Annotated in this window: 16 protein-coding genes; 7 read left to right on the top strand and 9 right to left on the bottom strand. The window is 59.2% G+C overall.

All coding sequences use genetic code 11. From position 1 onward, the window contains the following. Positions 1 to 2: 2 nt before the first annotated feature. The gene (locus SCM96_12435; protein MDW7761425.1) at positions 3 to 944 is read right to left on the bottom strand and encodes an NAD-dependent epimerase/dehydratase family protein; all 942 of its coding nucleotides are present in this window, start codon (positions 942 to 944) and stop codon (positions 3 to 5) included. A 162-nt stretch (positions 945 to 1,106) separates the two neighbouring features. On the opposite strand from SCM96_12435, the gene SCM96_12430 reads away from it, so the two are divergent. Next, positions 1,107 to 1,832: an SDR family oxidoreductase gene (locus SCM96_12430; GenBank protein MDW7761424.1), complete on the top strand. Its 726-nt coding sequence runs from the start codon at positions 1,107 to 1,109 to the stop codon at positions 1,830 to 1,832. A gap of 58 nt (positions 1,833 to 1,890) precedes the next feature. Continuing rightward, the gene (locus SCM96_12425) at positions 1,891 to 3,138 is read left to right on the top strand and encodes a hypothetical protein (GenBank protein MDW7761423.1); all 1,248 of its coding nucleotides are present in this window, start codon (positions 1,891 to 1,893) and stop codon (positions 3,136 to 3,138) included. Between the two features lie 46 nt (positions 3,139 to 3,184). Here SCM96_12425 and SCM96_12420 read toward each other — a convergent pair whose 3' ends face one another. Then, positions 3,185 to 4,060, bottom strand: a complete 876-nt coding sequence (locus tag SCM96_12420) for a patatin-like phospholipase family protein (protein ID MDW7761422.1) — start codon at positions 4,058 to 4,060, stop codon at positions 3,185 to 3,187. A 171-nt stretch (positions 4,061 to 4,231) separates the two neighbouring features. On the opposite strand from SCM96_12420, the gene SCM96_12415 reads away from it, so the two are divergent. Next, on the top strand, positions 4,232 to 4,639 hold the full coding sequence (locus tag SCM96_12415; GenBank protein MDW7761421.1) for a putative metallopeptidase: 408 nt from the start codon (positions 4,232 to 4,234) through the stop codon (positions 4,637 to 4,639). Positions 4,640 to 4,677: 38 nt separating this feature from the next. Here SCM96_12415 and SCM96_12410 read toward each other — a convergent pair whose 3' ends face one another. Then, complete coding sequence (locus tag SCM96_12410; protein ID MDW7761420.1) at positions 4,678 to 5,706, bottom strand: zinc-dependent alcohol dehydrogenase family protein; 1,029 nt, start codon at positions 5,704 to 5,706, stop codon at positions 4,678 to 4,680. A gap of 105 nt (positions 5,707 to 5,811) precedes the next feature. On the opposite strand from SCM96_12410, the gene glgP reads away from it, so the two are divergent. Then, on the top strand, positions 5,812 to 7,986 hold the full coding sequence (gene glgP / locus SCM96_12405; GenBank protein MDW7761419.1) for an alpha-glucan family phosphorylase: 2,175 nt from the start codon (positions 5,812 to 5,814) through the stop codon (positions 7,984 to 7,986). Here glgP and SCM96_12400 read toward each other — a convergent pair. The 3 genes from SCM96_12400 to SCM96_12390 are packed head-to-tail and all read right to left on the bottom strand — an operon-like array spanning position 7,983 to position 11,645. Then, positions 7,983 to 10,385: a discoidin domain-containing protein gene (locus SCM96_12400; GenBank protein MDW7761418.1), complete on the bottom strand. Its 2,403-nt coding sequence runs from the start codon at positions 10,383 to 10,385 to the stop codon at positions 7,983 to 7,985. The genes glgP and SCM96_12400 overlap by 4 nt on opposite strands. Then, positions 10,375 to 10,914 (bottom strand): gamma carbonic anhydrase family protein, encoded by a 540-nt coding sequence (locus tag SCM96_12395; GenBank protein ID MDW7761417.1) that lies wholly within the window; start codon positions 10,912 to 10,914, stop codon positions 10,375 to 10,377. The genes SCM96_12400 and SCM96_12395 overlap by 11 nt, the downstream gene beginning before the upstream one ends. A gap of 5 nt (positions 10,915 to 10,919) precedes the next feature. Further along, entirely contained in the window at positions 10,920 to 11,645 is a 726-nt protein-coding gene (locus SCM96_12390) for a hypothetical protein (protein MDW7761416.1), read from the bottom strand. A gap of 150 nt (positions 11,646 to 11,795) precedes the next feature. Between SCM96_12390 and nhaC the strand changes: the two genes are divergently transcribed. Together nhaC and SCM96_12380 are read left to right on the top strand one after the other, a co-directional pair. Beyond that, a complete protein-coding gene (gene nhaC / locus SCM96_12385) occupies positions 11,796 to 13,202 on the top strand; it encodes a Na+/H+ antiporter NhaC (GenBank protein ID MDW7761415.1) in 1,407 nt (468 codons plus the stop codon). 102 nt (positions 13,203 to 13,304) lie between these two features. Continuing rightward, the gene (locus SCM96_12380; protein ID MDW7761414.1) at positions 13,305 to 15,104 is read left to right on the top strand and encodes a hypothetical protein; all 1,800 of its coding nucleotides are present in this window, start codon (positions 13,305 to 13,307) and stop codon (positions 15,102 to 15,104) included. 16 nt (positions 15,105 to 15,120) lie between these two features. Here SCM96_12380 and SCM96_12375 read toward each other — a convergent pair whose 3' ends face one another. After that, positions 15,121 to 16,353 (bottom strand): pyridoxal phosphate-dependent aminotransferase family protein, encoded by a 1,233-nt coding sequence (locus tag SCM96_12375; GenBank protein MDW7761413.1) that lies wholly within the window; start codon positions 16,351 to 16,353, stop codon positions 15,121 to 15,123. A gap of 207 nt (positions 16,354 to 16,560) precedes the next feature. On the opposite strand from SCM96_12375, the gene SCM96_12370 reads away from it, so the two are divergent. Then, complete coding sequence (locus SCM96_12370; protein ID MDW7761412.1) at positions 16,561 to 19,848, top strand: PDZ domain-containing protein; 3,288 nt, start codon at positions 16,561 to 16,563, stop codon at positions 19,846 to 19,848. Positions 19,849 to 19,859: 11 nt separating this feature from the next. Here the strand turns inward: SCM96_12370 and SCM96_12365 are convergent, their stop codons facing one another. Next, positions 19,860 to 20,471: a class I SAM-dependent methyltransferase gene (locus SCM96_12365; protein ID MDW7761411.1), complete on the bottom strand. Its 612-nt coding sequence runs from the start codon at positions 20,469 to 20,471 to the stop codon at positions 19,860 to 19,862. Positions 20,472 to 20,580: 109 nt separating this feature from the next. Beyond that, entirely contained in the window at positions 20,581 to 20,922 is a 342-nt protein-coding gene (locus SCM96_12360; GenBank protein MDW7761410.1) for a DUF6788 family protein, read from the bottom strand. Positions 20,923 to 21,114 lie beyond the last annotated feature (192 nt).

Below are 21,114 nucleotides of genomic sequence, written 5' to 3'. Positions count from 1 at the left end.
GACTAGCGCTTGTTGAGGGCGCCGAGCATGTCCTCGGTCATGCGGGCCAAGTCGTAATCCGGACTCCAATCCCATTCCTCACGGGCCGCCGTATCGTCGATCGAGGCGGGCCAGGAATCGGCGATGTCCTGCCGGAAATCCGGCTCGTAGGTGCAGACGAAGTCGGGCCGATGTTTTTTGATTTCCGCGGCCAGCTCGCCGGCCGAGAAACTCATGGCCGTCACGTTAAAATTCGCGTGGTGGCGGAGCCGCCCGAAGTCCGCCTCCATCAAGTCGACGATGGATTTCAAACAGTCGGGCATGTACATCATGGGCAGTCGCGTGTCTTCTTTCAGGAAGCATTCGTACCGGCCGGTCTTGACGGCTTCGTAAAAAATGGCCACGGCGTAGTCCGTCGTTCCGCCGCCGGGAAGAGTTTTGTGGCTGATGATGCCGGGGAAACGGCAACCGCGGACATCCAATCCATATCTCCGGACATAATAATCGCAGAGCATTTCTCCCGCCACCTTGGTGACGCCGTAGATCGTCCGGGGATCGAGGACGGTGTCCTGGGGTGTCGACTCGCGGGGAGTGGCCGGCCCGAAAACGGCGATCGAACTGGGACAGAACATGCGGACGCCGTCAAGCCGTCGGGCCGCTTCGAGAACATTGTAGAGGCCGTCGATATTGACCTTCCAGGCTTTATCGGGTGTTTTTTCTCCGGAAGCGGAAAGGATGGCCGCCATATGATAAACACCTTCCGGGCGGTGCTTTTGAAAAAGCGCCGCAACGGCATCGCCGTCCGTGACATCGAGACGTTCGAAAGGAATGCCGGCCGTGTTTTTCGGATCGGGAAGAGCGATATCCGTGGCCAAGACATGATCGGCACCGTGCTTTTCGGCCAGAAGCGCCGTCAATTCGGAACCGATCTGGCCGGCGGCTCCCGTCACAAGGATTCGTTTCATCTGAGCGGCCATGGACACCTCGATATGTGGAGTCAAAAAAACAAGGCTATCTTATATCCCGGGTGGCGGGGGGAAGTCAAATTTCCCCTGATCCGCATGTTTCGGTATAATATCAACCGGGATCCGCCCGGAGTCGAAAATGCGGAGGTTGTAAACGCGGAGATGTCGAAATCGCGCATCGCCCTTGTGACGGGAGCCGGCCGGGGAATCGGCCGAGCCGTGGCCCTTCGTCTGGCCGGTGAACCCGAAATCACGGCCGTCGCGATTCATTTCCGGAGCATCGCCCGGGATGCTGAGACGACGGCCGCCGAGGTTCGAAAGCTCGGCAAGGAGGCGGAGACCTTCAAGGCTGATTTCACCCAAGCGCCGGCCGCCGCCGCGATGATTGCGGATGTCGAAACCCGCCTCGGCCCTATCGATATTCTTGTCAACAATGTCGGGCCGTTTTTCCTCAAACCTTGGGCGGAGCTTGAAGACGGCGACTGGGAAAAGGCCTTCAACGACAACCTCCTTTCGACCTTCCGAGCGGTCCGGGCCGTGCTGCCGGGGATGAGATCGCGGCGATGGGGCCGCATCGTCAACCTGGGATTCAGCCGGGTCGGGCAAAACGTCGCTTTTCCCAATATCGCGCCCTACGCCGCGGCCAAGTCGTCTCTCCTCATTCTGACCCGGACGGCGGCCGTGGCCGAGGCGGATCGCGGCATCACCGTCAACATGGTCTCTCCGGGTCTTATTGAAGGCGGTGTTCTTCCCGCCGGGGCGAAGCTCAAAGCCATGGGTGTCGGAAAACCGGCCGATGTGGCCGAAGCCGTGGCCTTCCTGGCGTCGGACAGAGCCGCGGCCGTGACCGGAACGAATCTCATCGTTTCGGGAACCTGGAAAATGTGATCATTCGGCCCCCGGGCTTTTTCGGGGATGGTATAATAAATAAGTCAAGGGAATAACGATGAAGAGATGTCTTGTCTTTGCCTCGGGACTTTTTTTGGTCCTCGGACTTGCCGCCCAGGACATCCGCCATGTGAGCCGGGTGGTCAACATCGAGATCCCCGTGAGGGTTTTCAAGGGCGATGTCTTTATCGAGGACTTGAACCTGGACGATTTTGAAGTCTTCGAGGACGGCGTGCCTCAAAAGATCGAGGCCGTCTATCTGGTGAAAAAGACCCATGTCGAGCGCAGCCAGGAGCGTTCCAAATTCAATCCGGCCACCGGGCGCCATTTCTATCTTTTCTTTGAATTGAGCGATTACGATCCGAGAATCGGCGGCGCTTTGGAGCATCTCGTCCGGAATGTTCTCATTCCCGGAGACAACCTGGCCATCGTCACACCCATGAAAACCTACCGGATGAAAAGCGAAACCTTCGAAATTCTGGGGCCGGACAGGGTCATCAGCCAGCTTGTCGGGCTGATCCGGAGGGACGCCATGGTGGGCAATTCCCTCTATCGCGACACCCTGAAGGAATTGACCGGATTGTCCCGGGCCATGGCCTCCGCGGTGTCGCTGGCCGCCCAGGACCCCGCCAATCCCACGAACCGGATCGTCGAAATGACCGCAACGTCCTCGCCTGTGGATCCCTCGGTCACGGTGGACGAGCTGCTTCAGAGATACGCCGATGTTCTGGAACGCATCAACCGGATGAGATCCGTCGACCAGAAGAAGCTGTTGGAATTCGCCTCCCATCTTCGGGAACTTGACGGCCAGAAGGCGGTGTTCCTGTTCTATCAAAGGGAGTATATCCCCAAAATCGATCCCAAGATCCTCAACACCTACAGCAGTCTCTACATGGACCGCCCGGACATTCTCCAGACCGTGGCCGGCCTGTTTGATTTTTTCCGCCGGGAATCGAGCCTTGACGTGGATTTTGTCAAGAAGGCCTTCGCCGCCGCCTCGACAGCGGTTCACTTCCTGTTCTACTCCCGTCCCATGGAATCCGTTCCCGGAGTGATCATGGAAGAGCAGTCCGAGGATATCTACGCCCCCTTCATCGAGATGGCTCAGGCCACCGGCGGCTATTACGACGCCTCATCCAACCCGCTGATGCTCATGCGGAACGCTTTGACGGCCTCGGAAAACTACTACCTGCTGTATTACATGCCCAAGGAATTGACGGCTGACGGCCGGTTCCGGTCCGTCGAGGTCAAAGTCCGAAGCGGCGGTTATCGGGTCAGCCATCGCGCCGGCTATATCGCCGACTGATTCCGCCGATCCCTTATCTTAACGGCAATCCCGGCCCGCCCACAACTCAACTTTCCGTGAGAGTGCGGGTCTGAAGGCGTTGCAGGATTTCGGGAATCACAGGCTGGGTTTTTCGGCGGCCTTCCTCGATCATGGATTTGGCCTTGTGGAAATCGAAGATGCTGGCCGAATGGAGGGCCGGACGGATCAAGAACTCCGGCGGATGTTTTTCGAGGGTATTTTTCGTCAGTTGATCCTGCATCAGAAAAACCGAATTTTCGATGACGTCCAGGATATTCGGCCGGGTCGGGGCCAGCTTGTCCAGCCAGCTCTTTTTCCCATAGAACTTCATGGCCGAACGCTTTTCGCGGATGAAATGGTGGTTCAGGTCCACCGCGATCACGATATCCGCACCCAGGCGGCGGGCCACGGTCACCGGAAGAGGATTGATGACGCCGCCGTCGACCAGATAGCGTTTTCCGATCCGGGCGGGTGTGAAGATGCCGGGAATCGAGATGCTGGCCCGAATCGCTTCGATCATATCGCCCGTCTTGAGAATCACCTCGCGGCCTGAATACAAATCCGTAGCCGTGGCGGCGAAGGGAATGCGGCAACTCCGGAAATCCGGGTCCGGGATGACGTCTTTCAGGAGGGTTTTGATCTTTTCCCCGTCGAAAAAACCGCGTTTGGGAATCACCGGATCGAAATGCCGGATCACGTCATTCCATTTGATTTTCAGCAGGTAATCCGTGAATTCCTTCCAATCTCCGGCCGAGTAAACCGCTCCCATGACAGAGCCGATACTTGTGCCGGCCACGCAATGGATGGGAATTCCGGCTTCCTCGAGTCCGTTGATGACTCCGATATGAGCACAGCCGCGGGCGCCTCCGCCTCCAAGCGCGAGTCCGATCCTGGGCGTGCCGCGGCGGCCGCCGTTGTTCATTTTCGTCCTCTATCCCGACTCAACTCCGGATCTCCCGAGACCACGGCTTCACTCGAAGCCGGGTTGAACCGTTTTCATCATGAGGCTCCTTCTTGATCGGATATTATATCACTTCCCGTGAGGTCTTTCTTGAATTGGACGAGCGACGGCATGTGAATGTATATTTTATCCATGCCCAAAATGAAACGGCGTCCCATCCGTTATGAAGCGGCCCCGGATATCCAGGCGCTTTTCCTGGATATCGTCCGGACTCTGGATCTCCGCCATATCGACAGGGACAGGGTCGTCTGTCTCCGGAGCCGGGGATCGTCGGCCCGGCGGACGATCGCCCGGTGCCACGGTATGAGCAAGGTCCTCCAGATCGCGATGGGAAACAAGGCCTTCTACGTTCTCGAATTCCTGTCGGAGAGGTTCGACAAGCTGGGGGAAAAGGAGCGCGAGGAAACGGTCATTCACGAACTGATGCACATTCCCTTGAATTTCGGCGGCGGGTTCCGGCGCCACGACCGCGTGACGGCCAAAGCCGTCACCGCCATGCACGACCGCTACCGGAAGGCGAAAATGCGGAACGCGCCCTGAATCCCGGAACGGCAGGGCTTTTCAGGGGGAAGGCGTGATCACCCAACCCTGAGGACTTTGGCGCCCCTGATTTTTCTTTCCCGGATTTCCACCAGGGCGTGATTGGCGTCCTTGAGACCGAACTCGACGACTTCCGGCCGGATCGGAATTTCGGCGGCCAGTTTCAGAAACTCCGCAACGTCCGACCGGGTCACGTTGGCGGTGCTGACGATGGATTTTTCCATCCAGAGATCGTAGGCATAGTCGAGATCAAGAAGTTCGTCTTTGTCCGCGTCTTCTTTACCGATGGCGTTGATGACAAGCCGTCCGCCTCTTTCAAGATGCCGCAGAGACCGGACGATGGGTTTCCAGGCCGGCGTGGTGTCGATCACGGCCTGCAGACGTTCGCCGGGATCCTCCTCGATGTCTCCGGCCCACGCGGCGCCCAGCGCCAGGGCAAGCTCTCTCTGCTCGGAACTCCTGGCGAAGACAAAAATCCGGGATCGGGGATGGGTTCGGCGAACAACCTGGATGACCAGATGTCCGGAAGCGCCGAACCCGCTCAGGCCGAGATTCCCGCCGTCTTCCAGACCCGCGAGTTTCAATGACCGAAAACCGACAGCTCCGGCGCAGAGAAGCGGAGCCGCCTCGGAATCCGAAAAGACACCGGGAATCGGATAGGCGAATTCCTCGGGGACGACCATGGCTTCCGCATAGCCTCCGTCGGCGTCGCGGCCGGTGGCCTTGAAATCCGGACAAAGGTTCTCTCGGCCGCCGCGGCAGAAACGACAGTTTCCGCAGGTCGAATAAATCCAGGCGACACCCACCCTGTCTCCGGTTTTGAATCGAGAGGCTTTCGGACCGTTTCCCGCCACAGATCCGACAACTTGGTGGCCGGGGATCACCGGAAATCCGGGCGGCGGCGTCCGGCCCTCGATCTCATCGATTTCCGTGTGGCAGACACCGCAGGCGGAGACGCGGATGAGGATTTCGCCCTCGGCCGGACTCGGATCGGGAACATCCCGGAACGACAGGGGATTGCGGTTTCTTTTCAAGTCGCCGAGGCCGGACAATATCATGGCTTTCATGTTCGCGGCTTTCGTTTCGGTGATATTTTAAGTATAATACCACAATGCTGCTGGAATGTTTTCCCCCGCCCCCCGTCGGGCAGACCTCAATCCGGAGAAAAAACCATGCTGTCGAAGCAGGACACTTTTATCAAGGATAGACTTCCTCCCCGCCTGGCCAGGCTGGAAGACGTGGCCTACAATTTCTGGTGGTCGTGGAACCGGAGCGCCCGGGACCTGTTCAAGGCCGTTGATCGGATGCTCTGGTTCAACACACGTCACAACCCCGTTGTCATCCTCCGCGAAGTCTCTGATGAAAGGCTCAAGCAACTGGCGGCGGATCCGGCTTTTCTCCGTCGAATGGATGCCGTTCTCCTGGAAATGGATCGGCACTTGAAAGAATCGGAACACTGGTTCCATGCCAATTTTCCAAATCATGCCGGGGGACCCATCGCCTATTTTTCCGCGGAGTTCGGTCTTCACCGGTCTCTGCCGATCTATTCCGGAGGTCTCGGCGTTCTGTCCGGAGACCATCTGAAGGAAGTCAGCGATCTCGGGCTTCCCCTGATCGCCGTGGGATTTCTCTATGAGCAGGGCTATTTCCGCCAACACATTCAGCCCAGCGGCTGGCAGGAGTCCGTATACCCAAAGCTTTCGCCTGAGAAAGTCGCCCTGAGACCTCAGCTCTGTGAAAATGGTGAATGCCGAACCATCAACCTCGATGTCGGAGATCGCGTTGTCCATCTCCAGGTCTGGAAAGTCGATGTCGGCCGAGTGCCGCTTTACCTCATGGACACCGACCATGACGGCAATGCCCCCTGGGATCGTGAACTGACGGCCCGTCTCTACGGCGGCGACCAGGAGATGCGCATTCAGCAGGAGATTCTTCTCGGCATCGGCGGTGTGCGCATTCTCCGGGCCTTGGGCCTCGAACCCTCCGTCTGGCACATCAATGAGGGACATTCGGCCTTCATGCTCCTCGATCGCCTCCGCGAATATATCGCCGCAGGAAAAAGTCTCGCGGCCGCCAAAAAACTCGTCGCCGAGTCGACCGTCTTCACGACCCACACTCCCGTCCCCGCCGGACACGATGTTTTCCCCTATCATCTCGTCGAAAAGTATTTCCATCGTTTCCGCGAGGACCTCGGCCTGTCGCATGACGCCTTTATGGACCTGGGCCGGACCAACGGCGAGCATGTTTCGGGATTCAACATGACGGGACTGGCCTTGAGGCTTTCAGGGCGGGCCAATGCCGTCAGCCGTCTTCACGGCGAAGTCTCCCGGAGGATGTGGCATGTCCTCTGGCCGAAAAAAGAGGAAAAGGACGTTCCCATCGGTCATGTGACCAACGGCGTCCATGTTCCTTCCTGGGTCGGAGAATCCATGCACGCCCTTTTCCGCAAGCACATCGACCCCGATTGGCTGGACAAGCAGAACAACGGAACTTTCTGGGAGCACATTGAGGACATTCCCGATGAGGCGCTCTGGAACGCCCACCAGGATATGAAGCGGAAGATGCTCTCCACAATTCGAGAACGCGCCCGCCGGCAGCGCATCGAAAGAACGGCGTCGCCGGAACAGATTCTGGCCTCGGGCATTTTCCTCAACCCCGAAGCGCTGGTTGTCGGCTTCGCCCGCCGTTTCGCGACGTACAAGCGTTCGACGCTCATTTTCAGGGATTTCGATCGTCTGCTCCAGCTCGTCCACGACCGCGACCGTCCGCTGCAGCTTGTTTTCGCCGGCAAAGCTCATCCGGCCGACGACCCGGGCAAGAGGCTTCTTCAGGAAATATACGGAATTGCCATGAGTCCCCGCCTGGGCGGCCGGATCGCCTTCGTCGAAGACTACGACATGCAATTGGCCCGATATATGGTCCAGGGCGTTGACGTCTGGCTGAACACCCCGCGCCGGCCTCAGGAAGCCAGCGGAACGAGCGGTATGAAAGCGGCCCTCAACGGTGTGCTCAACCTGAGCATCCTCGACGGTTGGTGGGCGGAAGGATACAACGGCCGGAACGGCTGGTCGATCGACACCGGCCGGGAATGGCCGAACCATGAGGAACAGGATGCCGCCGAAGCCGCGGAGCTCTATCGCGTTTTGAGCGAGGAAGTCGTCCCGCTTTTTTATCAACGCGACCTCTCCGGTATGCCCCGGGGGTGGGTGTCGATGATGAAAGACGCCATCCGCACGGCCGGGGCGCGTTTTTCCGCCCGGCGCATGGTCCAGGAATACGCCCGGAAATACTATTTCCCGTCCTTGCCGAAATCCGGTTCTTCCCGCTCCGGCAAGCCGAAAACTTAGTCGGCCACCCGGATTTCGACTTCCGCAACCGACCAGGGATGGGAAGAATGTCCGCCCCTCTGCGTGATGCGGATGAACCGGGCGCCCCGTCCGTCCAGTTTCAGGCTTTGGACTGGATCAAGGGGGGCATGGACCAGATTCAGGGCAAAATCTCCGGCCGAATAGGCGAATTCGTGGGGCCACCAGTCCTTTCCGTCCAGGGAAGTTTCGACCAGCATATCGACGGCGAACGTGTGATAGTTTTGCAGGCGCAGCAGGACGCGTGTCACGTGCCGGGCCCGGTCCAGTTCGAATTGGAGATAATAGCCGCTTCGCCGGGGACGGATGGTGCTCCAGACGGTTGCCGGGTCGCCGTCGGCCAGGGCATCCAGACTTTCCGCCCCGATGTTCGATCGGGCCGTCCATTCTCCGGCGTCGAGCGGCCGGTCCTCGGGCTCAACCGAGGGCGGGCGTTCCGGGCGGATGATCTCGAAGACATGGTCTTCGCCCAAGCCCTGAAATTCCCGTCCGGCTCTGCCGGTCGGATAGCGGAAAACGCGGACGGGTCTTGCGTACGCGGAAAATTGTTCATCCAGACGGCGAAAGGTGTTTTTCACCCGGCTCTCGCCCCATGATCCGGGCCGGAAAATGATATACCGGACTTCGAGGGCATTCAGGATATCAAAACTGGGCCACGACGGAAAACCGAGAAACACGCTGCGGATATACCAGGCCGCCGGAGGGATGAAGCCGCTGTAGCCGTTGACGATGGCCTTGCCGTGAAAAAGGGAAAAGTACATGGGAATGGCTTCGGCGCTTACGGCGGAATAAAAAGGAATTTCGGCCACCGCAAAATCTCCCGGTTGGTTTCGGAGCCATTCATATGTCGGCGGAATGTCCCGTCCGACGGGGATGAAGGTTGTCCTCACGGGAACGGCGAGATATTCGGCGTTTAGAAAAACAAGAAGACATCCGGTCAAGACCGCGCGGGATCGCGTTGTCCGGAACTTCGACACCAGGGCTTTCAGCCCGAAACCGGCCAAAACGGACAGCCCCAGCATGATGAAAACGGTGTACCGTGCGGGCTCACGGATCCCCTTGAAACCGGGGACGAAATCGTACAACCAGGCGAACGGTGAGACGAGCCGGCCCTGGTCCGGCGTGTCGAAAGGGGACAGGCCGTTGAACAGAAATTCCCGGCCGAATGAAAGGAAAAGGGCCGCATACGCCAATCCGAGATAAAGATAAACGGCATCCCCGCTCTCATTCTTTTCGGAATTTCGGAGCCGGTAAAAAACCAGTGAAACGGCCAGCAGAATTCCGGCACCGCAAAGGGCGATGAAGGCCGGCTTGGCTTCGTTGTTTGCCGAGATTTCGGCGAAACCGGCCGAGAGGCTGCCGCCCCCCGTCAATAGAATCGCCGCGGCTACGGCCGCCCCGCCGGCCGCCACAACCAGAAGGGCGATGCGCAAACCGATCGGCGTGAAGGACAAAACCCGGTGCTTGACGGCCAGGCCGACTGCGGCCAGAGCCAGGGCCAGAAGTCCGGGAAACAGATATCGTTCGCCGGCGCCCAGGCTATGAGTGGCGGCGCCCCACATGACATTCGCCGGCCAGGCGGCGAAAAAATTGGCGAGGTCGGCACCGATCTCAAGTTCACGCTGGAAACGAAATGTCCGGAACAAGCGGAGGTAGGGAATCGAAAACAGAAACAGAACCAGACCTGAAACCGCGGCCGGAGGCAGGAGCTGAATAAAAAACGGAACTTTGTCCCGAGGGGGACGCAGAAAGACATAGAGAGGGAAAATGACGGCCAGGAGGGAAAGCAGGAACAACCCGTAATAGATGCAGGCCAACCCCTGCAAGGTGACGAAAAGCGAAAAAAGCACGGCGTTTTTCATAACCGGGCGCTCGAAATATTTGTGCAGATAAAGAAAGGCCAGGGGAATGAACCAAGCGTTGATCAACTGGAGGTGGGCCACATGCTGCATCTGATAGGAACAGAAAGTATAGATGATTCCGCCGGCGATGCCCGAAGTCGCGGATCGGGTGAGATGTCTCACAAGAAGAAAGGCGGCGAAGCCGTTCAGAACGAAGGCCAGGAAAAAAATGAAGTTATAAGCCAAAACGGGATTGCCTGAAATCCAGGCCGCGGGCAAAGCCATGACGGCCAGGGGAAAAAGATGTTCCGAGTAACTGACGGTGTCCGGGTGGGGATGAAAGACATTGCCTTGGAAAAGCCGGAACGGATCGGAAACGGCCTGGTTTCCCGTATGAGACAAAATCCAGGTATTTAAAAGACAGTCCAGGGGATCGTTCAGAGCCCTTGCGGGATGGAGGCTGAGGGGCAGCAAGTGGACGAAGGTCAGGGCGGCGAAAAGCAGGATGACCGCCGCTTTGACCACGGCCTCATGTTTCAATATCCGGCCTCCGGAATGAGACGACACCGCCGCGCTTGTAGGCTTGGGCGAAGACCCGATACCTTCGGGCGCCTTCGGCGATGCGTGCGATTTCGGTCTCGGTCAGTTTGCGGGCCACACGGGCCGGCGAGCCGAGGATGAGCGAACCTTCGGGGAAGGTCTTTCCGGGCGGGACCAGGCTTCCCGCACCGACGATGGAATTCGGGGCGATGGACGCGCCGTCGAGGACAATCGCGCCCATGCCGATGATGCAATTGTCGCCGATCCGGCAGGCATGGAGAACGGCGCTGTGGCCGACCGTCACGTCGCGCCCGAGAATCGTCGGCCCGTCGTCTTCCACATGAACGGAGCAATTGTCCTGGATGTTCGAACCCGGACCGATGACGATATCGGCCAGATCGGCCCGGATCACGGCGTTGTACCAGACGCCGGCTTCTTCTCCGAGAATGACACGGCCGATCAGGCGGGCGCCTTCGGCCACGAAGGCGGTGGGATGAATGTCCGGCCGTCTTTGTCTGAAATCGTGCATGGGATTCAACCTCCGATTCCAATCGTCATTCTGAGGAAGGGACCGCCGAGCCCGAGGTCGGGTCCGTTGGAGAGATAGTAGGAGTCATTGTGGATCCGAATCTCCCAACGGTTTGCGGCAGGTGTGTGAGAGTAACCCCCGCGGATTCCGAAAACAAGAAAAAAGCCCGACCGGTCGTCCCGCCTCCCGCCGATCCGGACCCAGCGATCGACGCCCAGGGAGGCCTGCAGCATGAAAAAAGCGTTTTCCAGGGTCGTCCCCACTTCGGGGAATCCGATCAGCCGGTCGAAATCGCCCGGAAAATCCGTGCGCTGGATTTTCCAGCGGAAAACTCCGCCTCCGATTCCCAGAAGAGGATAGAGGGTCCAGTCCGGCGAGTCCAGAAGATCGTATCCGATTTGAAACATGCCGTAGCCTCCATCGAGGAGGGAATCGTATCCGCCGCCCGACCGGCGTGGACCGATGAGACCGTAACCCTCACCGCCGAGAACCAGGCGCCGGCTGAAAAAGAGTCCCCCTCCGCCGACGGCCCAGAAATCCGTACCGTGACGGGGATAATCGACGGGGCTTCTATCCAGACGGGTCTGAAATTCTTCGATTTGAACATGATGCCATCCCGTCCCGAAATAACCCAGACTCCGGCTTGAGGCGCCGGATGAGCCTTCGGCGAAGAGAGCGCCTGCGGCCAGACCGGCTCCGATGACCGATAGAACCCAAACGGTTTTTTTCATTTCGGACCTCCTCGCCGCCGGTAAATCCGGGCGGCTCTTCTTAAGCCTTTTCAACGCGTATTATAGGCGATCCGTGGTCATTCCTGAAGTCTTTTGCGTTGAATTCCCGGGACCGATGTCATACAATCGAACTTTCTGCGGAGGTTGCCATTGAAAAAGACCCTGCCTGAGATCACCATTGCCGCGGCGCTTATTCCGGTCCTGTTTCTCATCGCCTCCCTGGCGGTCACCATCGTCGTCTTCAAGGAATCGGCCCATATCCCGCTCATCTTGTCGGCGGCCGTCGCCGCCGTCGTCGGCATCCTCCACGGCCGGAAGTGGAAGGACATCGAGAAGGGGATGGTCCACGGCATTACGCTTGCGCTCTCGGCCGTTCTCATCCTGATGATCGTCGGAACCATGATCGGCGCCTGGATCCAGGGCGGGATCGTTCCGGCCATGATTTTTTACGGATTGAAGGTTCTTTCCCCCGGCATTTTTCTTGTCGCTACTCTTCTCATCTGTTCCATCGTCTCCATCGGCACGGGTTCGTCCTGGTCGACGGCGGGGACGGTCGGAGTGGCCCTGATCGGAGTGGGACAGGGCCTGGGTGTCCCGATCCCCATGACGGCCGGCGCCATCATCTCCGGCGCCTATTTCGGAGACAAGATGTCGCCGCTTTCCGACACCACGAATCTGGCTCCGGCCGTGGCCGGAACGGACCTCTTCACCCATATCCGACACATGCTGGCCGTGGTCGTTCCGGGGTATGCAATCGCGTTGATCATCTTCGCCGTGCTGGGCACTCGATTTGCCGGAGGCCGGATGGAGACGGGGGATATCGATTTCCTCCTCAACACGATCGATGCGAATTTCTTCATCCATCCCATCCTGCTGCTTCCGCCTCTTCTTGTCATTGTGATGGTTGTCTTGAGAATTCCGCCGCTGCCCGCACTGCTGGGAGGAACGATCATCGGCGGGATTTTCGCCGTTGTCGCCCAAACCGCCTCTTTGGCCGAGGTCGTCCGTGCCGCTCAATCCGGTTTCGAATCCGCGACGGGGGTCGCCATGGTGGACGAGCTTCTCACCCGGGGCGGTCTTGAAAGCATGATGTCGACCGTAGCCCTGATCATCTGTGCCCTGTCGTTCGGCGGCATTATGGAACGAACGGGCATGCTGGAAGTTCTGGCCGCGGCGCTCCTCAAGAGGGTCCGGTCCACGGGGTCGCTTGTGACGACGACCGTCCTGAGCTGCATCGGCATGAACGCCGTCGCCTCCGACCAGTACCTGGCCATCGTCATTCCCGGGCGGATGTATAAAAAGGCCTACGAGGATCGAGGTCTTCATCCAAAGAATCTGTCCCGCGCCCTTGAAAACTCGGGCACCATGACCTCGCCGCTCATTCCCTGGAACAGTTGCGGCGCCTTCATGCATGCCACCCTAGGCGTCAATCCGCTTCTCTATCTGCCGTTTGCCTTTTTCAATTTGGCCGTGCCGCTCATTTCGGTGTTCTACGGATATACAGGCATCACCATGGCTCGGGCGGAGCCCGCCGATGACGTTGCGACCGGGAAATAACGAAAGGATTCGCCTTCCCCAGGCCTTCGGAATTTCCGCGCCGGGATTTTTCCGGAATGCGATATCCGGAGCCGATGCGATCGTTATCGACGGGGGTTGCGCATGACGGCTCTGGATACGGCCGTCATTGCGTCATATTTCGCCGCGGTTCTCGGCCTCGGAGTCATTTTCCGCAGGCGTGCCGCCCGCAATCTCGACGCCTATTTCCTCGGCGGCCGGCGGCTTCACTGGCTGACGCTGGCCATGTCCGGATCGGTGTCCAATTTCGACATCACCGGGACGATGTGGATCGTCTCCATCCTGTTTGTCCTCGGCATGAAGTCCATGTGGCATCACTGGATGTGGGGATTCCTGATGGGGGCCTTCTTTCTCGCCTACATGGGGAAGTGGGTCCGGCGCTCCAATGTCATGACGGCCGCCGAGTGGATGGAGACCCGTTTCGGCGGCGGGACGGCGGGAAAAACCGCCCGGACCGCTTATGCCCTGATGGCCGTTTTGACCCTGGCCGGTTTCATCGGTTACGCTTTTCAGGGGATCGGAAAATTCGCCGCAACCACGATTCCGACGGAGTTCCTGGCCCGCCTGGTCCCATCCGGCTGGACGGCCGGACTGCTGACCGAACACAAGGCCGCTTTTCTGGCCGTGGTCATCATCGGCGTGACAACCGTTTACGTTGTCATGGGGGGGTTGTTCAGCGTTGTGGCCACGGACGTCCTTCAGACGGTTGTCCTGACCGCAAGCAGCATTCTCATTGCCGTGATCGCCTGGAACCGGACATCCCCGGAAACGATGGCCCGGCTACCCGGAGATTTCGCAAGTCTCAAGGTTCCCTGGAGGATTCCTGAATTTCAAGGCACATCGAACGCCGCCTTCGAGTTTTTCGGGGCCCTTGTTGTGATCTGGGTTATCAAGGGCCTTCTGATGAACGCCGGCGGCCCGGCTCAAATGTACGACTTTCAGCGGTTTCTGGCCGCCCGCAGCGACAGGGACGCGGCCAAGGTGGGCGCGGCCTGGAGCCTTTTTCTTGTCGTCCGATGGGCCCTGGTCATGGGCATTGTCGTTCTGGCCCTGACCGGAACCCGGGAGTTTTCCGATCCGGAAAAAGTCATGCCGGTCATTCTAGGAGATATCCTGCCTGCGGGAGTCAGAGGTGTCGTGATTGCCGGACTTCTTGCCGCCTTCATGTCGACCTTCAGTTCCACGGTCAACAGCGGCGCGTCTTTTCTTGTCCGGGATCTCTGGCTGCCTTTCGTCCGGCCTGGGGCGGGGGAGCGGGAAGCCGTCCGCTGGAGCTATGCGGCCACGGTTTTCATCGTTGTTCTGGGTGTCGCCATCGGTCTCCAGTCAAGCTCCATCGCCGAAATCTGGAACTGGCTGATGGTGTCGCTCGGGGCCGGAGTCATCATTCCGAACGTCTTGCGCTGGTATTGGTGGCGGATGAACGGCTGGGGATATGCCCTGGGGATGCTGGGAGGCATGGGGCTGTCCATCGTGACTCTGTTTTTCAAGGATATGCCGGTTTTCGTCTCTTTTCCCCTGATCGTATCGGTCTCGTTCCTGGCATCGGTTGTCGGCTCCCTTGCGACACGGCCCACCGGACCCGAGGTTCTGGCGCGGTTTTTCCGATCCGTCCGTCCTTTCGGTTTGTGGAAGCCGGTCCGGGAAAAATCCTGCCTGTCAAAAGAGGGGCGGACTCGGCCGTCGGAAAAGCCGTCCCTGGCCATTCTCAATGTGGTTTTGGGGATGACGGCCATATTCGCACTCTACTTGGCCCCGATGTATCTTGTGGGGCATTGGGCCGGGCGGGCGCTGTTATGGCTGGGAATCGGAACGGCCGCCGTCCTGGTTCTTTGGCGGACCTGGTACCGGAATCTTCCCGGCGACGACGGTCTTTCGGTTTAGCCGCGGCGTTCGGGGCTCAGGTTCCGATGTGGATCTGGTCCTTGAGCTGGCGGAATGTCTCCAGGACGCGGTCGATCTGTTCGTCGGTGTGGGTCGCCATGTAGCTTGTGCGGAGCAGTGAGTAATTGGGCGGAACGGCGGGGGGAAGAGCGACATTGGTGTAGATTCCCGCGCTGAACAGGATTTTCCAGGCTTTCATGGTGTCCATCATGTCGCCGATGACGATCGGCACGATGGGTGTCTGGCTGTTTCCGATGTTGTAGCCCATGGCCCGGAGCTCGGTCCGCATTCTTTCCCCGACGGCGTTGACGCGCGTGATGCGTTCCGGTTCCTCTTCGAGAACGTCCAGGCAGGCCAGGACGGCGGCGACGTTGGCCGGCGGGAGGCTGGCGCTGAACATGAAGGGACGGGCGAAAATCTGGATCCAGTGGATGGCTTCGGTCGGTCCGCCGATGAAACCTCCGACCGAAGCGAAGGACTTGCTGAACGTCCCCATGACCAGGTCGACGTCGCCGACACAATCGAAGTGATGGGCCGTGCCGCGGCCTCCGCCGAGAACACCCAGGGAATGAGCGTCGTCGACCATGAGGCGGGCGCCGTATTTTTTGCAGATCGGAATGATGTCGGGTAGGGGGGCGATCTCTCCGCCCATGCTGAAGACGCCGTCCACGATCACGAGCTTGCCCGGTTCCTCCGGCAGGGACGCCAGGATGCGGGCGAGGTCCTCCGGATCATTGTGCTTGAAGTAGCGGGCATGGACATTTTTCTGGACCTTGGCCATGCGCACGCCGTCGATGATGCTGGCGTGGACTTCCTTGTCGGTGACGATGATGTCGTCTTTGTCCATAATGGCCGGGATCGTCCCGATGTTGACCTGGAAGCCGGTGCTGAAAACCAGGGTGGCGTCCTGGCCGACGAAGCGGGCCAGGCGTTCCTCGAGCTCAAGATGCATGTGGAGGGTGCCGTTCAGGAAGCGGGACCCCGTACAGCTCGTGCCGAATTTTCTGATGGCTTCCCGGGACGCTTCGACGACTTTGGGGTGATTCGTCAGGCCGAGGTAGTTATTCGATCCGATCATGAGGAAGGGCTTGCCCTCGATGATGACCTCGGTCCCCTCGGCCTTTTCAATTGGGATGAAATAGGGGAAGATACCCATGGCTTGGGCTGTGCGCGGATTGAGCGGATAGCCGTATTTCTGCGCAACCTGAGGGTCGGAATAGAATCCCTTGCATTTTTCGAAAAGATCCATCGGTCCTGCTTTCGCCGGCGGGCCGCCTCTTGAATCCGGGAGACGGACTCTCCCCACCGGATGCGACGCCTGCCGCTTCCGGCTCCGCCGTAAGAAAATTCGGTCCTAACTATAGAAAATCCCGGTTCGAAAGTCAATTCCGGTTGACAGACGTTCCTGTCGGAGACTACCATGCGCATGGATTTCCATCATCGATTTGAGGAGGCCATGATGAATCGTTTCCCGAGGACTTGCCTTGCCGTCGCGGCGATATTTCTTTTCGCGGCGCCCGCTCTTCAAGCCGTGAATGTCAAGGACACGCTGCTTCTTTCGCAGCCGGCCATCGGGCCCGACCGCATCGCTTTCGTCTATGCCAACGACATCTGGACGGCCGGGCATGACGGTGCGGATGTCCGGCGGCTGACCACGGACATCGGTGTCGAATCCAACCCTATGTTTTCCCCCGACGGATCGCTCATTGCCTTCAACGGCCAGTACGACGGCAACACGGATGTCTTTGTCGTGCCTGCCGGGGGCGGAGTTCCGGTCCGCTTGACCTGGCATCCCGGGGCCGATATCGTCCAGGGATTCACTCCGGACGGAAAAGCCGTCCTCTTCACGTCGACCCGCATTTCGGAAAATCGCGCCTACGGGCGTCTCTTTTCGGTTCCGGTCTCCGGCGGCCCTGTCGAGATGCTGGAAATTCCCTATATCGCCCGTGCGGCCATGTCCCCCGACGGCGGTCATATCGCTTACAATCCCTTCGGTGACAACTTCCTCCAGTGGAAAAATTACCGGGGGGGAACGTTTTCCCGGATCTGGATTTTTAAGCGAAGCGACCATTCCATCATCCACGTGCCCCAGCCCGAAGGCCGCTCCAACGACGCCGGCCCGATGTGGCTCGGCGGAAAGGTCTATTTCCGCTCCGACAGGAACGGCGAGTTCAACATTTTTTCCTTCGATCCGGCCTCGGGTGAGGTTCGCCAGAGGACGTTTTTCGAGGATTTCCCGGTCCTCATTGCCTCTGCTGGGGCCGGAAAAATCGTCTTCGAGCAGGCCGGGGCCTTTCACATGCTCGACGTTGATAACGATGCGATCCGGCGGCTCACAATCGGCGTCGCCGCCGACCTTCCCGAGGTTCGGGAGCGTTTCGCCAAGGGCGGCCGCTGGATCCGCAATGCCGCGGTTTCGCCCTCCGGGGCCCGGGCGGTTTTTGAGTTCCGGGGCGAGATTGTCACCGTCCCGGCCGAGAAGGGCGATCCCCGGAACCTGACCCGGACTCCGGCCGTTCACGAGCGTTCGCCCGTCTGGTCGCCGGACGGACGTTCGATCGCCTATTTCACGGACGCATCGGGCGAATATGAGCTCTGCGTCCGGAGCCAGGACGGCAAGGACAAGGGCCGGAGCTTCAAGCTCGGCGGGTCCGGTTATTACGGGTCCCCGGCGTGGTCTCCCGACGGAAAGAAAATCGCCTTCGCCGACAATTCCCTTTCGCTCTACTGGATCGATCTTGCGACCGGCGCCGTAAAAAAGATCGGCTCGGAATATCTCTATCAGCCCGGCGGGCAGGCCCGGCTTCATTCTTCCTGGAGCCGGGATTCCAAGTGGATCGCCTGCACATTCAGCACTCCGACTTATTTCCGGCGGGTTTTCGTCTATTCCCTCGATCAGGATGAGCTTTTTCCGCTGACCGACGGTCTGAGCGACGTCTCGGAACCGGTTTTCGACCCCTCTGGAAAGCATCTCTATTTCTTCGGCTCCACGGACGCCGGCCCCGTTCTTCAGTGGTTCGACATGTCGAATGTGGATATGCGGGCGACGCAGTCGCTCTACCTGGCCGTTCTGCGCAACGACCTGCCCAATCCTCTGGCCAAGGAGAGCGACGAAGAGAAGGGCGTATCGCCCCAGGATCCGAAAGCCAAGCCGGAGAAAAAAGACGACGCGCCGGCCGCCGTGCCCGTCCGCATCGATTTTGACGGCTTCGACCGCCGAATCGTGGCCGTTCCCGTCCAGCCGGGCGTCTTCCGGAACCTGCAGGCGGGAAATGACGGAAAAATCTATTTCCTCGAGGCCGCCCCTCCGCTCAACCCCGGCGTCCCCGGATCGAGAGAAACGTCCCTACGCGTCTATGATCTTGCGGCCCGAAAAGATGAGGTCCTGGCCTCAAATATCGACGCTTTCATGTTGACCGGAGACAGGAAAAAAATGCTGGCCGTCTCCCGGGGGACGTGGAGCATTCTTCCCGCCGCCGGCAAGCCCGAGCCCGGAAAGGGCAAACTCGACACCGAGGCGATCGAGGTCCGGGTCGATCCGAGGGCCGAATGGCGCCAGATGTTCGACGAGGCCTGGCGGATCAACAGGGATTACTTTTATGATCCCGGCTTCCATGGCGCCGACTGGACGGCCATGAAGGAGAAATACGCCGTCTTTCTGCCCCACCTCTCCTGTCGCGGCGACCTCAACCGCGTCATCCAGTGGATGTGTTCGGAATTGGCCGCCGGCCATCACCGTGTGGGCGGCGGAGACGTTCCCGGACAGCCGACCCGCGTTCCGGGCGGCCTTCTCGGCGCCGATTTCGAGATCGCCGACGGACGCTACCGGTTCAAGAAAGTCTATGGCGGCCTCAACTGGAATCCCGAACTCCGCTCTCCGCTCACTGAACCCGGCGTGGACGTCAAGGTCGGCGAATATCTGCTGGCCGTTGCCGGGCGCGACTTGGCGCCTCCGGACAACCTTTATGCCCGGTTCGAGAACACATCGGGAAAGATCATCGAAATCACGGTCGGACCGAATCCCGACGGAAAAGGCTCGCGTGTCGTTCAGGTCGTTCCGATCAACGACGAATTCGCGCTTCGCAACCGGGACTGGGTCGAAAGCAACATCCGCAAGGTCCATGAGGCCACGGACGGCCGGGTCGCTTATGTCTATGTTCCGAACACGACGACGCTCGGCCACATCTATTTCAAGCGGTATTTCTTCCCCCAGGCCGACAAGGATGCCATTATTGTGGACGAGCGGTTCAACGGCGGGGGATCGGTCGCCGATTACTACATCGATTGGCTCCGGAAGCCGGTCATTTCCTACTGGGCCATGCGCTACGGCGCCGACCTCAAGACGCCGAGCGCCTCCATTCAGGGACCCAAGGTCATGCTCATTAACGAGTCGGCCGGTTCCGGCGGCGATCTCCTGCCCTATATGTTCAGGAAGTTCGGAATGGGCAAGCTCGTCGGAACGGCGACCTGGGGCGGTCTGGTCGGAACGCTGGGATTCCCCGTGCTGATGGACGGAGGGATGGTGACGGCGCCCAACCTGGCTTTCTGGGACGAAGGGGAAGGCTTCGGCATCGAAAACGTCGGTGTGCCGCCGGATATCGAGATCGAGCAGACGCCCGCCGACGTCATCGCCGGCCGCGATCCACAACTCGAAAAGGCGATCGCGCTCATGCTGGAGGAACTCGAAAAGAATCCGCCTGTGACGCCGAAGCGGCCGCCGTTCCCGATCCGCGTCCGGAGGTGAAACCGTTTTGATCAGTTCTTCTTGAAGCTGACGGCCAGACTGCCGCTGCCCTCAGCAAGGATGCGGGTTTCGAAATCCGGAAGGCTTTGCATAAAGTCATGGTACTCGGCTGTGCCGCCGCCTCCGCCCCGCCGGCCCCATCGGCGCTCGGTGACATTGTGGGCGGAGATGCATCCCCCCGGAAGGATTTTCGGGATGAGCGCCTTGGCGTAATTCGTGTACCATTCCTTATCGGCGTCGATGAACACGAAATCGAAGGGACCTTCGAGCTTCGGGACGAGCTCGTGGGCGTCGGCCAGGCGGGCGTCGATGAAATTTTCCAGACCTGCAGCCTTGAAGTTGGCCAGGGCTTGGCGATATCGGCCCTCGTCGATTTCGATGGTTGTGAGTTTTCCTCCGGTTTTGCTGAGGGCCCAGGCGATATAGATGGCCGACCGTCCCGTCGAAGTTCCGATCTCGAGCGCCTTCGTGTAGGAGTTTTCGAGGACGATTTGATACAGCAATTCCCCGTCCGAGGCGGGGACATTCATGTCCCACCAGCGGATGTTCGTGTTGTTCAGGAAAGCCCGCACCCGGGCGTCGAGGTTCCTTTCCTCTCCGGCTGAAGATAAAAGACCGGACACGATGAAAAAACCCAAAAAAGCCGCAACTATTCCCTACATTCCGCACGAAACAATCTTGAAATTGAGGAATTATTATTGAACTTATCATCTTTAATATCAGCTGGATAGCTTACTTGTAGAAAACAGCCCTTTCTTTGATTTCCGCCAGCAATATTTGTTTTTGGCGATTTTCGATGGCGCGAAGCCGATTCAACGCCTTTCGCCAGTTTCGGTAGCGATCTCCGGCTTTATGCATCCGGACCTCGTCGGCACGGCGTATCAACTTGCACCGCCTTCGTCCTTGAACATCTTTAAAAAGGAAGATTGTTTGTGGATGTCCTTGACCTGAGAGACACGTACACCGGGGATTGCCGCATTTTCGGCGCACGCGGGAGACCGATCCGACGGCCAGTTCGTGAGGCGAGGAGAGAAGGCGGATCAAACAGCGGCGTTCCCGCTCGAGGCTTGACATTTCGCTTGACAAGGCCATGGTTCTCGTATATGTATAGCATAGATATGTATACAAGGCAAGCGAGCGGTTGTCGGAAAGTTCGCACGCCGGGCGGCCCGGCCTCGCTCCAGATCCATCTCCTCGGACCCCATCCCATCCTTCTCCATTTTCTGGCCAAGATGTCGTTTCCCTCGATCGTCGGCTCCTGTCTCG

The organism is Acidobacteriota bacterium, from assembly GCA_033549365.1.
Taxonomy (GTDB): domain Bacteria; phylum Acidobacteriota; class Aminicenantia; order Aminicenantales; family Saccharicenantaceae; genus JAWSUF01.
Note: the sequence above shows the minus strand (reverse complement) of the source record. Positions and strands in the feature narration are given on the sequence as shown.

Bases quoted from the DNA above. Each gene is read 5' to 3' on its own strand.
- SCM96_12435 (MDW7761425.1), bottom strand. From the start codon at position 944: ATGAAACGAATCCTTGTGACGGGAGCCGCCGGCCAGATCGGTTCCGAA.
- SCM96_12430 (MDW7761424.1), top strand. From the start codon at position 1,107: ATGTCGAAATCGCGCATCGCCCTTGTGACGGGAGCCGGCCGGGGAATC.
- SCM96_12425 (MDW7761423.1), top strand. From the start codon at position 1,891: ATGAAGAGATGTCTTGTCTTTGCCTCGGGACTTTTTTTGGTCCTCGGA.
- SCM96_12420 (MDW7761422.1), bottom strand. From the start codon at position 4,060: ATGAACAACGGCGGCCGCCGCGGCACGCCCAGGATCGGACTCGCGCTT.
- SCM96_12415 (MDW7761421.1), top strand. From the start codon at position 4,232: ATGCCCAAAATGAAACGGCGTCCCATCCGTTATGAAGCGGCCCCGGAT.
- SCM96_12410 (MDW7761420.1), bottom strand. From the start codon at position 5,706: ATGAAAGCCATGATATTGTCCGGCCTCGGCGACTTGAAAAGAAACCGC.
- glgP (MDW7761419.1), top strand. From the start codon at position 5,812: ATGCTGTCGAAGCAGGACACTTTTATCAAGGATAGACTTCCTCCCCGC.
- SCM96_12395 (MDW7761417.1), bottom strand. From the start codon at position 10,914: ATGCACGATTTCAGACAAAGACGGCCGGACATTCATCCCACCGCCTTC.
- SCM96_12390 (MDW7761416.1), bottom strand. From the start codon at position 11,645: ATGAAAAAAACCGTTTGGGTTCTATCGGTCATCGGAGCCGGTCTGGCC.
- SCM96_12380 (MDW7761414.1), top strand. From the start codon at position 13,305: ATGACGGCTCTGGATACGGCCGTCATTGCGTCATATTTCGCCGCGGTT.
- SCM96_12375 (MDW7761413.1), bottom strand. From the start codon at position 16,353: ATGGATCTTTTCGAAAAATGCAAGGGATTCTATTCCGACCCTCAGGTT.
- SCM96_12370 (MDW7761412.1), top strand. From the start codon at position 16,561: ATGATGAATCGTTTCCCGAGGACTTGCCTTGCCGTCGCGGCGATATTT.
- SCM96_12360 (MDW7761410.1), bottom strand. From the start codon at position 20,922: ATGTCAAGCCTCGAGCGGGAACGCCGCTGTTTGATCCGCCTTCTCTCC.